At 63.8% G+C, this 12,605-nt stretch carries 7 protein-coding genes; 3 read left to right on the forward strand and 4 right to left on the reverse strand.

Translation table 11 applies throughout. The features are described 5' to 3' along the window. Nucleotides 1-4: 4 nt before the first annotated feature. Nucleotides 5-3,181: a multidrug efflux RND transporter permease subunit gene (locus tag JYP50_RS08430; RefSeq protein ID WP_206560052.1), complete on the forward strand. Its 3,177-nt coding sequence runs from the start codon at nt 5-7 to the stop codon at nt 3,179-3,181. 39 nt (nt 3,182-3,220) lie between these two features. Here JYP50_RS08430 and JYP50_RS08435 read toward each other — a convergent pair whose 3' ends face one another. Further along, on the reverse strand, nt 3,221-4,252 hold the full coding sequence (locus tag JYP50_RS08435; RefSeq protein ID WP_206560053.1) for a hypothetical protein: 1,032 nt from the start codon (nt 4,250-4,252) through the stop codon (nt 3,221-3,223). Between the two features lie 169 nt (nt 4,253-4,421). On the opposite strand from JYP50_RS08435, the gene JYP50_RS08440 reads away from it, so the two are divergent. Next, a complete protein-coding gene (locus tag JYP50_RS08440) occupies nt 4,422-6,710 on the forward strand; it encodes a TonB-dependent receptor domain-containing protein (RefSeq protein WP_206560054.1) in 2,289 nt (762 codons plus the stop codon). Here JYP50_RS08440 and JYP50_RS08445 read toward each other — a convergent pair. From JYP50_RS08445 to JYP50_RS08455, 3 genes are all read right to left on the reverse strand, one after another. Next, nucleotides 6,707-7,696: a FecR domain-containing protein gene (locus JYP50_RS08445; protein WP_206560055.1), complete on the reverse strand. Its 990-nt coding sequence runs from the start codon at nt 7,694-7,696 to the stop codon at nt 6,707-6,709. The genes JYP50_RS08440 and JYP50_RS08445 overlap by 4 nt on opposite strands. A gap of 8 nt (nt 7,697-7,704) precedes the next feature. After that, nucleotides 7,705-8,322 (reverse strand): RNA polymerase sigma factor, encoded by a 618-nt coding sequence (locus JYP50_RS08450; RefSeq protein ID WP_206560056.1) that lies wholly within the window; start codon nt 8,320-8,322, stop codon nt 7,705-7,707. Nucleotides 8,323-8,427: 105 nt separating this feature from the next. Beyond that, a complete protein-coding gene (locus JYP50_RS08455; RefSeq protein ID WP_206560057.1) occupies nt 8,428-9,642 on the reverse strand; it encodes a dipeptidase in 1,215 nt (404 codons plus the stop codon). Between the two features lie 692 nt (nt 9,643-10,334). Here JYP50_RS08455 and JYP50_RS08460 point away from each other — a divergent pair. Continuing rightward, nucleotides 10,335-12,605, forward strand: a complete 2,271-nt coding sequence (locus JYP50_RS08460; protein WP_206560058.1) for an EAL domain-containing protein — start codon at nt 10,335-10,337, stop codon at nt 12,603-12,605.

Consider the following 12,605-nt stretch of genomic DNA (forward strand, 5'->3'; position numbering starts at 1 on the left):
CACCGTGAATGTCTCCCGCTTCTTCGTCGACCGGCCGATCTTCGCCTCGGTGCTGTCGATTATTATTTTCGTGGTCGGCCTGATCAGCATCCCGGTGCTGCCGGTCAGCGAGTACCCGGAGGTGGTGCCGCCCAGCGTGGAGGTGACCGCGCGCTACCCCGGGGCCAACCCCAAGACCATTGCCGAGACCGTGGCCACGCCCCTTGAAGAGGCGATCAACGGGGTGGAGGACATGATCTACATGAAGTCGGTGGCCGGCAGCGACGGCACCCTGTCGCTGATCGTGACCTTCGATCTGGGCACCGATCCCGACCGCGCCCAGGTGCAGGTGCAGAACCGCGTGTCGCAGGCCCTGCCGCGCCTGCCGGAGGACGTGCGGCGCCAGGGCGTGACCACGCAAAAGCGCTCCCCCAACCTGATGATGGTGGTGCACCTGCTGTCACCCGACAACAGCCTCGACGCCACCTATATCCGCAACTATGGCGTGCTGCACATTCGCGACCAGCTGGCACGCCTGCCGGGGGTGGGGGAGGCCGGACTGTTCGGCTCCGGCGACTACGCCATGCGCCTGTGGGTGGACCCGCAAAGGGCCGCGGCCCTGGGTATCACCGCCGGCGATATCGCCACCGCGGTGCGCGAGCAGAACGTGCAGGTGTCCGCCGGGCAGATCGGCGCGTCGCCCATGCCCGAGGGATCCGACTTCCTGATCTCCATCAATGCCCGCGGGCGCCTGGAAAGCGCCGAGGAGTTCGGCAATATCGTGCTCAAAACCGGCAGCGGCGGCGAGATCACCCGCCTGCGCGACGTGGCGCGGGTGGAACTCGAGTCCTCCCAGGACGCCCTGCGCGCGCTGCTGAACGGGCGCCAGGCGGTGGCGGTGCCCATCTTCCAGTCGCCGGGCTCCAACGCCCTGGACGTGTCGCGCGCAGTGCGCGAGCGCATGGCGGAACTGGACGACACCTTTCCCGAGGGCCTGGCGTGGGAGGTGGCCTACGACCCCACGGTGTTCGTCAGCACTTCTATCAAGGCGGTGATCCAGACCCTGCTGGAGGCGGTACTGCTGGTGGTGCTGGTGGTCATCCTGTTCCTGCAGACCTGGCGCGCCTCGCTGATTCCACTGCTGGCGGTGCCGGTGTCCATTGTCGGCACCTTTGCGGTATTGCAGTTGCTGGGCTACTCCATCAACACACTGACCCTGTTTGGCATGGTGCTCGCCATCGGCATCGTGGTCGACGACGCCATCGTGGTGGTGGAGAACGTGGAGCGCAATATCGAGGAGGGGCTCGCCCCCCTGGCGGCGGCCCACCAGGCCATGCGCGAGGTGAGCGGGCCGATTGTCGCCATCAGCCTGGTGCTGTGCGCGGTGTTCGTGCCCATGGTCTTCCTCGACGGCGTGACCGGGCAGTTCTACCGGCAGTTCGCCACCGCCATTGCCATCGCCACGGTCATCTCCGCGATCAATTCGCTGACCCTGTCGCCGGCCCTGGCCGCCGCGCTGCTCAAGCCCCACGGCGCCGCGCCGGACCTGCCGGCGCGGGTCATCGAGCGGTTGTTCGGTTGGCTGTTCCGGCCCTTCAATCGCTTCTTTATGCGCAATGCCGGGCGCTACCAGCGCTTCGTAAACTGGAGCCTGGGGCGCCGCGGTGCCGTGTTCGCGGTCTACCTCCTGCTGTTGGGCCTTACCGCGGTGTTGTTCAAGCAGGTGCCCGGCGGTTTCATCCCGGTGCAGGACAAGACCTACCTGATCGGCAGCATCCGCCTGCCGGAGGGTGCCTCCCTGGATCGCACCGAGGCGGTGGCGAGGGAGGTGACCGAACTGGCGCTGGCCACCGAAGGAGTGGCCAACGCCGCGGCCTTCGTCGGCTTCAATGCCCTGCAGCGCACCAATACCCCCAATGTGGGCACGGTGTTCATACTGTTCGATGATTTTGGCGAGCGCGACCGGAGCGCCCGGGAGATCTCCGCCGAACTCAACGACAAATTGATGGCTATCAAGGAGGGTTTTGCCATCACCCTGATGCCGCCGCCGATCTTCGGTCTGGGCGCCGGCTCCGGGTATTCACTGTACGTGCAGGACCGCAACGGCCTCGGCTACGGCCAGTTGCAGAACGCCGCCAACGGACTGGCGGACGCGCTGGCGCGGGAATCGGGTCTCGACCGGCCGATCAGCTCCTACCAGGCCAACGTGCCGCAACTGGACGCGGTGGTGGATCGCCTGCAGGCCAAGTCCCAGGGCGTGCGTCTCGACGACCTGTTCGGCACCCTGCAACTGTACTTCGGCTCGTTGTACATCAACGATTTCAACCTCTTCGGCCGCACCTACCGGGTGATGGCCCAGGCGGATGCGAGTTTCCGCGACGAAACCCGCGACATCGACCATCTGTTTACCCGCAACGCCCGCGGCGAGATGGTGCCCATCAGCACTATGGTGGAGCTCCAGCGCAGCTATGGCCCGGACCCGGTGATCCGCTACAACGGCTACCCCGCGGCGGATTTGATCGGCCAGTCCGATCCGGCGCTGCTGTCCTCCAGCGAGGCTCTGGCCCGTGTGGCGAAGGTGGCCGGTGCCAGCCTGCCGCCGGGCATGGACATTGCCTGGACCGACCTCAGTTTCCAGCAGATCAGCCAGGGCGGCGCGGCCTTGATCGTGTTTCCGCTGGCCCTGCTGCTGGTGTTCCTGGTGCTGGCCGCCCTCTACGAGAGTTGGGTGTTGCCGCTGGCGGTGATCCTCATCGTGCCCATGTGCCTGCTGGCGGCCCTGTTCGGCGTGTGGCTCACCGGCGGTGACAACAACGTCTTTGTGCAGGTGGGGCTGGTGGTGTTGATGGGCCTGGCCTGCAAGAACGCGATCCTGATCGTGGAGTTCGCCCTCGAGCTGGAACAGGCCGGGCACAGTCCGGTATCGGCCGCCCTGGAAGCCAGCCGCCTGCGGCTGCGGCCCATCGTCATGACCTCGGTGGCCTTTATCGCCGGCGTGGTGCCGCTGCTCACCGCCAGTGGCGCCGGCAGCGAAGTGCGCAACGCCATGGGTGTGACCGTGTTCACCGGCATGATCGGGGTGACCGTGTTCGGGCTGTTGCTGACCCCGGTGTTCTATGTGGCCCTGCGCAAGCTGGCGGGGCACGGCGAGCGCGACGCGGAGCAGGGCGCCAGGGCCCTGCCCGCGCCGCAAGTGGCTTGATAGGGGCCGCTGCCTGGCTATGGGCGGGGGCGGCGACGATTAATCCTCGTTGTCTTCGTCTTCGTCTTCGTCTTCGTCTTCGTCTTCGTCTTCGTCCTCGTCTTCTTCCTCGCAGTAAGAGTCGGCGTCGTCATCGGGGTTGGCGCAGAAGTCGGCGGCCTCGGTAAAGGTGGCGTTATCGTCCCCCGCGATGGCGCCCACCTCGACCTTCACGGGTGTGTTCGGCGGCAGGGCAGCGATGTACTCGTCCGGGATTTCCACCGCCAGCTCTTCGCTATTACCGGCGATCCGCGTGGAGAAAACATGGCTGTTGTAGATCATCGCCAGGCCGATCTCCTCCGCCGAGGCCTCTTCGGGATCGTCGTTGAAGTCGGGTTCCAGTACGATTTCCCAGCTGTCGGGCTGCTCGACCATCGTGAAAATGTCACCGTTCATGGCCTGGAAGGCATTGTAGAGGCCGTTGTCGAAAATTTCGCCCCCGTCGTCGATACCGCTGCAGCGGCCCAGGTGGCCCTCCCCGGGTTCGGCCATGGCCCAGTGGACCGTGTAGTCCAGCTCGGGTTCCTCGCCCATGTCCTCGTCGTCGACCTCGATGTCGAGTTCCACATCGAGGGGGGCGGCCGGCAACAGCGGGCTTAGCACCGTTGCGCCTTGCACACGGTGATAGCGGTGGGTAAATCCGAGAAAACGGTACTCGCCGAACTCCCAGCGTTCGAGAAAGTCCGCCAGGGTGACCACCTCGTCCGGCTCCTCCTCGGGATCAAACCAACACAGGGGTTCGGAGCTTTCGGCAAAAACTTCGGTCAGGCGCTGATCCCGCAACGGGCCATAGACCTGGTAGCTGAACAGCCAGCGGCCATTGTTGGGGGCACGCATTACCAGGCTGCGCAGGTCGTCGCCGTCGACCAGAAAGTGAAAACCCACGTCACCATCGGTGGAGTTGGTTTCAATCAGCACCTTGCATTCGCCAAAATCGCCGCAGGGCTCCACCGCGCTGGCATTGAGCGCTGACAGGCCGGCGGCGACGCCAATTACCATGGGTAGCACCGTCATTCGTGTTGTGGGCGTCATGGTCTTTGCTCCTCTTTATCCCGGTTAATGGAGATGCGCGTGCTGCGTCGATCGCACACATCCTCTGTCCTGAATTAGAGGGGGACTGCTGGAAATATCTGTCGCCAGGCGGGGCCTTATCGAACGCGGTGTTTTGACGTACCACGCCGGGGCGCCTAGATTTGCAGGTATGACGATCCGCGGCTTGCTGGCGGCCGGTTGCTTGCTGGCCGCGATACCCGGGTTCGCGCAGGAGCGCGAGGTCACGCTTGCGCAGCTCATCGTCGAGCTGCAAAGCCAGGGCTACCGTATTATCTACAGCGACCGCCTGGTGCACGGCAATCAGCGGGTGAGTGTGCCGGAGGTGGTGGACCTGGCAGCCTTGCGTGTCGCCCTTGCCGGGCTCGGTCTCGGCTACCGGCAAATCGGCGATATTCTGACCGTGGTCGCGGTGCCCGCTGGGGCTGTTTCTCCGGCGGGGGCCGCCCCCCTATCGACCGCGGAGCTGCCACTCGAAACGGTGATTGTCACCGGCAGTGTGCACCGGCTTTCGCGTCCGGGGCGAGCCAGTAGCGTGTATTCCCTGGGGCCCGAGGAATTAACCGTCGGGCCCAATATCGCCTCGGACGCGATTCGCGCGGCGTCGCGTCTTCCGGGCATGTCGACGATCGGTGTGTCCGCCAAACCGCGTATACGCGGCGGCCTGCACGACGAACTGCTGATCATGCAGGACGGGGTCGAGCTGCTGGAGCCCTTTCACCTGGCCGATTACCACAGCGCCTACAGCAGCTTCGATGATCACACCATTGAGTCGCTGGATGTCTATACCGGCGGTTTTCCCTCGCGCTACGGCAATCGCATGAGCGGTGTCATGGACATCCGTAACGAGTGGGTGAGCGACGGCTACGATACCGATATCGGGGTGTCGTCATTCGCCAATTTCCTTCATACGCGGGGCCGGTTTGGCGAGCAGCGCCCCGGCAACTGGTTGCTGTCGCTCCGCCAGGGGGACTTGAGCGATCTCACCGACTATATTCAGTCGCGTTCCGGGGAGCCGGAGTACGCGGATGTCGCCACCCGTGTGACCGTGGCCATGAGCAATGCCATCAGCGCATCGGCAGGCCTGGCCTACGCCGAGGACGACGTGCTGTTCCGCGACGAGGAGGAGCGATCCTCCGCGCAGGTCACTACCCATTACGGTTGGGGAGCGCTCGACTGGGCCCTGCAGCCCACCCTGTACACCCGACTCACCGTGTCGTGGCTGGATTTCGAGCGCGAAAAGCAGCTGAGCAGTTTTGAAATGGACGAGGAGGATCCCGGCAAGGGCGGCGCCCTGGATCATCGGCAGTCGGTTCAGCGCTTTGCGCTGCGCAACGACTGGTCGGCTGTGATGGACAGCGCCCTGCTGGAGTACGGCTGGCAGGCGGAATACAGCAGCAGTGAATACCGGCATCGCAGTTTCATTGACCGGGGTGAACTGGCGCTCATCCTGGGCAATCCGCAAGAGGTCGTCCGGCGCATTGAGGAGAATCCCTCGGGCTGGTCAGGTGGTGCCTATGTCCAGGCGGAATGGGCACCCAACCCGCGCCTGAGCCTGCAACCGAGCCTGCGCTGGGACTACCAGGATTATTACATCGATACCGGAGCGAAGCACCAGGTGTCGCCCCGGATCGGGCTGACTTGGTCCTTTAGCGACAGCCTGTTGGGGCGCGTTAGCGCGGGCCGCTTTTACCAGCCCGAGGGCGTGCAGGAATTGCAGGTGCTCGATGGGGTGACGCGGTTCTTTCCGCCGCAGTATGCCGACCAGCTGGTGACCGCCCTGGAGTGGGAGGGGGATCGCATCCACCTGGGCGTGGAGCTGTACTACAAGCGCTATCGCGAGCAGAAAGAGCGCTTTGAGAACATCTTCAATCCCTTTGTACTGCTGCCGGAGATGGAGCCGGACCGGGTGGCGCTGCGGCCGGACAAGGCCCTGGTCCGCGGTGTGGACGTCGACGCGCGCTGGCGCATTGCGGGCGCCGTCAGCGCCGCGCTGCGCTACAGCTACATGGACGCGCGGGATCGCCTGGAGGGCGAGTGGGTGGATCGGCGCTGGTCCCAGCGGCACACGGTCAATGCGGGCATCGCGTGGCGGGGTGATACCTTCAGCGCGGCGCTGGCCCTGACCTGGCACTCCGGCTGGCACAGCACCACGTTGCCGGGTTTCGTTCCCGAGGGCACTGTGATTGCGGTGCCGGCGGTGCTGAACAACACGGAGCTGCCGCGGTATTTTTCCCTGGATGCCAGTGTGCGCAAGCACTGGGTCTGGGGTCGCTATCGGCTCGAGGTATACGCCGATATCGCCAATATCTCGGACCGTGGGAATGCGGCGGGTATTGATTTTGATATCGAGGAGGTGGAGGGCGGCTATGCATTGCTGCCCGACAGGGAGTACGTGCTCGGTACCGTGCCCTCTGTGGGTGTCACGTTGTCGTTTTAGCGGGATGCCTTGAGCGAGACCCGGAGCTCGCCCCCGCTAGAAACCTGTGCTGATAATTCGGTGGATAGCAGTACCGGGGTGAGCGCCGCCAATGGCTCGATTTCCCCCAGATCGCCGTGGAGGGTGGTGGTACGGGCGTTGATTTCCGCGGCGGAAGAGGCAAAGCGCAGGGCCAGGCCGCTTTCCCTGGCGACCCAGGCGAGAAAGTCGAAGGCGCTGGCGCCTTCCAGGACAAAGGGGGCCGCGGCGCGGTGAATCCAGTCCCATCCCTCGCCCCGGGCGGGGGCGCTGTTCACTTCCACGTTGCCGGCCTTGTCGAACGCGGCGTAGCGGGCTCTGCCACCTTCCGAGGCCACCTCGATATGGTCACCGTCGCGGTCGATGCGCAGCGCTCCCCGGCGGACGGTGGCCCGTGTTTCGCTGGCGTTTGTTGCCACGATGAACTGGGTGCCGATGTCGCTGACCCGGCCGTGTGGGGTACGAACCTCGAGACCGGGCAGGCGGCCAGGGGCGCGGTCACTTCCCGCAAAGAGAACACCACTGTCAAGGCCGATGCCGCGCGACAACAACCGGGCGCGGCTGTTCTCGCGCAGGCGCACATCGTAGCCCCCCAAATCAATGGCCAGCGCGGCGGCGCGGCCGACGTGTATTTGCACGCCGGGCCGCAGATCGGAGGTGCCGTCAGCGACCCGTCCGTCGATGGTCACGGTGCCGGCCAGGTAGGTGAGTCTGGCGACCATGGAGGGTTGCGGGGAGGGGGGCGTGAGCAGCAGGGCCACTGCGAACACCCCGGCCGCCAGCGATGCCGCCGCGCCGATCAGCAGGCGACGCCGGCGCAGCCTGCGCCGCGCGATCGCGTCGGCCAGCTCGCGGCGGAAGTGGCTTTCCAGGCGGGCTTTCATGGCTCCGGGCATCTCCGGTCGACGCCCAGCCGCCCGCAACAGCCGCGCCACGTCCCTTTCGTCCTTCTCGTCGTCGCGATGCATGACGTCCCTCACAGTGCGGTGCGCAGCGCTTCGCCACACACCTCGCGAAATGCGCGCCTGGCGCGGGCCAGGAGCGACTGGGTGGCCTCGTCGCTGATCGACAGGCGATCGGCGATCTCTTGTGAATTGAAGCCCTCCACGTATTTGAGTTCCAGGGCCAGCGCGTAGCGTTCGGGCAGCTGATCCAGCGCGAACTGGATCAGGTGAATGAGTTCGACACGGGAGCTGTCCTGCTCGGGCGAGAGCTGGCCGTCCGATTCCATCGACTCCACGATGGAGCGCAGCAGGTCATCGTTCAGGAAGGGCAGCGTGACATCCTCGCCGCGCGCCCGGTGCTTCAGCTGCCGCGCGATTTCGTGGCGGCAGATATGGATCATCCAGGTCAGCAGGGTTGATTCGCCGCGATAGGTCTCCAGCCGGCGCGCGGCCTGTGCCAGGGTCAGCTGGACGATGTCCTCGACATCGGCCGGATTGGCCAGTCGCAGGTTGGCGTAGCGGTAGAGCCGGGGGAAGTAGTTGTCGATAAACTCCCGCAGGGCCCTGTCGTCGCCGGCCAGGATGCACCTGGCCAGGCGGCGGTCGCGCTGGATCTGAAGCTCACTGGTGATAGCGGTTTTATCGGCCATATCACCAGTATAGAGGCGTGGTTGGCGGTTTTTCCGTCGTGGGCCGGGATCGTCGACCGCGCGGGTCGGGGAGGGGGCCGGGCTGCGATTGCCCGGCCCGGGGGCTCAGGGTCTGGCGAGAGACGGTTCGCGCTCACCCTGCAGCCGCGCGGCCACCTGCTCCGCGGTGCGCAGGGCGCGCAGCACATTGCCGTTGGCCAGGCCCGCGAGCTCCGATTCGCTCCAGCCGCGGCGCAGGAGTTCGGCAAACAGCTTGGGGTAGTCCTCCGCCGAGTCGAGCTCGGGCACCATCCAGATGGGATCGCCGAACAGGTCGGCGCCGATGCCCACGTGGCTCTTGCCGGCCACGGTGGCGATATGCTCGACGTGGTCGGCAACGTCGGCCACCGTCGCCTTGGGCACCGGATGCTCCGTGCGGTAGGCCTCCAGTGACTCGTCGTAACCCGGCTCGCCCCACTCCAGGTCGCCGCGGTAGGCCTTGAAGCCCGCCTCCCACTCGGCGAAGTCCGGGGTGTTGAAGTCGTTCACAAAGGACAGCATCACCACGCCGCCGTTCTCACGCAGCCGCTTTAACACCGTGTCGGGGACGTTGCGCACGTGGGGGGTGATCGCATGGGCGTTGGAGTGGGAGAAGATCACCGGCGCCTCGGCGATGTCGAGGGTGTCGTTCATCACCGCCGGTGACACGTGGGACAGGTCCACCAGCATGCCCAGGCGGTTCATCTCCCGCACCACCTCACGGCCGAAATCGGTGAGCCCGCCGTGTTCGTCCTGGCCCGCGGCGTCGGCCCAGTCGACGCTCTGTGAGTGGGTCAGGGTCATGTAGCGCACGCCCATGTCGTAGTAGCTGCGCAGGGCGCCGAGGGAGTTCTCGATGGCGTGCCCGCCCTCGATGCCGTAGAGCGAGGCGATCTTGCCCGCGGCCATGGCCGCCTCCACCTCGTCGGCGGTGCCGGTGTAGACAAAGGTGTCGGGGTAGCTGGCGACCATGCGGTTGGCGATATCCAGTTGTTCCAGCTGGGTTTTGGCAAAGCCCTCGGCGCCCATCTCGGCGGTGCCGGGGATGAACACGGACCAGAACTGGCCGCCGATGCCGCCGGCGCGCAGGCGCGCGATATCGGTGTCGCCCGGGACCTCGCCCCGCAGGTCCCAGCCCGCCACGTCGCGGCCGCCCTGCTCGCGAATCACCCAGGGCAGATCGTTGTGGCCGTCGATGACCGGGTGTTTCTTCAATATTGCCTGGGCCCGATCAAGGGCGTCGTCGGCATGGGCGGACAGGGCCAGCACGGCAGAGAGCGATAACACAAGGGGGCGGATCATGGCGCGGATTCCTCGGTTGCGAAAAAGCAGCAAGGGTACAATAAGTTGCTCCGTGCGCCCAGCGAGGCGGTCCGTGCAAGGACGCAATATGACCCGGCTCACAAAACCGGAACAAGCCGGCAAAAGTCATGAGTATCAGCAAGTGTCTGTTTGGTGTCGCCATTGTGCTGTGGCACAATCGTCGTCCCTGTTTTCCACAAGCTGCTGTAATAAAGTATAAGATCGGCGACATGTTGACTATGAAAAGCCATTTGGTATATATCTGAAATGGCGCCAAAACGTAAAATTGTGGTGGGCTGTGCCTCGCAAGTGGAGATCGACGAAATCAGGCGAGCGCTGGAAGAAACCAGCGTCGACTATGAATTGCTTTGCGAGCCGTCGGATTGCAAGTACGCGCCGCTCTGTCGCTGGGTTAGCGATACGCGTTTGAACCGGGACGGGCGATACGCTGGCGCGTTGATGGATGCTGTTAGGGTGCTTGAGAGAACACGTCACTCTTTTAAGTCGAAACAGTTGGGGAGTTTGCGAAAACGCCTTACTGATGTACTGAACAATACCTCGGAATTCTAGCCCAGCGGGAAGGGTTTGAGGGCTTTGCCGGTCAGAACATAAGGGTCTGAAAGTCGAAGCGCCACGGAACTGTCATAAAAATGGCAGCTCCGTGGCGTTTTTTTTTATTCGGAGCGAGGCACATGGATAAAGCCGACTTTCTCGACTCAATTATTGAGCAAATGGGTCTTGAGCAAAGGGAAGTGGATGAAAGGCTGCGATTCCTGCAGTGGGGGCCCGAGGACCAGCAACGCCTGACCGCCCTTGGCGGCACAATGGGAGATGTCCACCACGATTTTGTCAACAGCCTGTATGAAGTCCTGCACCAGTTTCCCGATACCAACGCGATCCTGGACAAGGGTGGCGTGGAGGCGCGTTTACGAAAACTACAGACTGACTACTACGCGCGCCTGATCAACGACACGATCGATACCACCTATGTGCGTGACCGCGCGCGCATTGGGCAGATTCACGAAAAAGTCGATGTCCGGCTCAAGTGGTACCTGGGCGCCTATCGACTGTATCTCTGCCACATGTTGAATCGGTTGAGCGGTCATTCGCGGGGTTCGCTCGGCTCGGAAGATATTGAAACCTACAATAGTCTGCTGAAAAAAGTATTTTTCGACATGACCATAGCCGCCGAGTCATACGTCCTGGCCAAGCACCGTGCGCTGCGCCAGAGCGAATCGCGCTACGCCCATGCCATGCGCGGAGCCAACGACGGCCTGTGGGATTGGGACCTGGCCTCGGACACGATGTATGTTTCCGAGCGCTGGGAAGCGATGCTGGGCATGTCCTGCGGACAGCTGGGCACCAGCGCCAGGGACTGGTTGAGGCGCGTGCACCCGGAAGACCGGCTGGCGCTGAAAAAGTCGGTGGTGGATCACATCCGCGGCCGGACCGAGCTGATTCGCTGCCAGTACCGTATCTTGCACCAGAGTGGCGACTATCTTTGGGTGCTGGCCCGGGGAGTTATGGAGCTCGACACCGAGGGCAATAAGCGGGTCGCCGGTTCTCAGTCCGACATCAGTGACTACATCAAGATTCAGCAGCAACTGGAGCGCGACGCGGGGCACGACCCCCTGACCGGGCTGATCAATCGCTCCCGACTCAATGACATCCTGCTGGATATCTCCCACCGCCTGCAACGTCCCGGCGCGCGACGCGCGGCACTGCTGTTCATTGACCTCGATCGTTTCAAGCTGATCAACGACAGCATGGGGCATGCGCTGGGCGACGAAGTCCTGGTCCAGGTGGCGAGCCGGCTCGGCCGCTGCTTGCGTCCAGGCGACCATGTGGCGCGATTCGGCGGCGATGAATTCGTCATGGTCCTGGATGACCTTGCACAGCCATCGGATGCGGAGGAGGTCGCGGGCCGGGTGCTGCGGTGCATGCGCGAGCCCCTGTTTCTGAACGATCGCAGCCTGGTGGTCAACGCCAGTATCGGCGTGGCGGCAATGGAGCCGGGGCAGACGCCGGAAAATATGTTGCAGGCGGCCGATCTCGCATTGTTCAGCGCCAAGGATGCCGGCAAGGCGCGGTTCAAACGATATAACCGCGTCATGCAAGAGCATTCGCGCTGGCGGCTTGATATTGAAAGTGCTGCGCTTCAGGCATTGAAAAGGGACGAATTCAGCATCGTCTATCAACCGGTATTTGATCTTCGGCAGGGGCCGGACGCACCGCCGGTGGCGGTGGAGGCCCTGTTGCGCTGGCGTCACAACGGAGATTCCATTCCGCCGCGCGCGTTTATTCCGGTTCTCGAGGAGTCGGGTGAGATCATTCCGGTCAGTTACTGGGTCATCGAACAGGTTTGCCACCAGGTACGCAGCTGGCAGCTGGACGGCTGGCATCACCTGATTGGCAGTGTAAATCTGTCCGTGCCCCAGTTGCGCGAACCGGACTTTGCCCGTCGCCTGCAGCAAATCATTGTCGAGGCCGGCCTGGCGCCAGATAAACTGGTGCTGGAATTGACCGAGAGCATGTTGATTAATCAGAGCGACAATGCGCTCCCTGTTGTACGCGAGCTTGTCGCCATGGGGGTGCAGGTGGCGCTCGACGATTTTGGAACCGGTTACAGTTCGCTGGGTTACCTGAACCGCTTCCCGCTGCAGATCATCAAGTTGGACCGCACCTTCCTGAAGCATGCGCACCAGGATGAACAGCAGGGTGCGATTTGTCGCGCCATCATCCGCCTTTGCGACAGTCTTGGCCTGGCGGTTGTCGCCGAGGGTATCGAACACGACGAACAACTGGGCTTCCTGGTCGGTGAGCAATGCTACCTGGGGCAGGGTTATCTCCTGAGCAAGCCCCAGCCCGCCGCGGCGATTACCCAATGGCTGCACAACGGCGTGCGCGGGCCCGCGGCGCGCTCGAAAGAAGCGAGAATCGAAACCATCCCGATACAAAAATAA

It is taken from the genome of Parahaliea mediterranea (assembly GCF_017255185.1).
Lineage (GTDB): Bacteria > Pseudomonadota > Gammaproteobacteria > Pseudomonadales > Halieaceae > JAFKCZ01.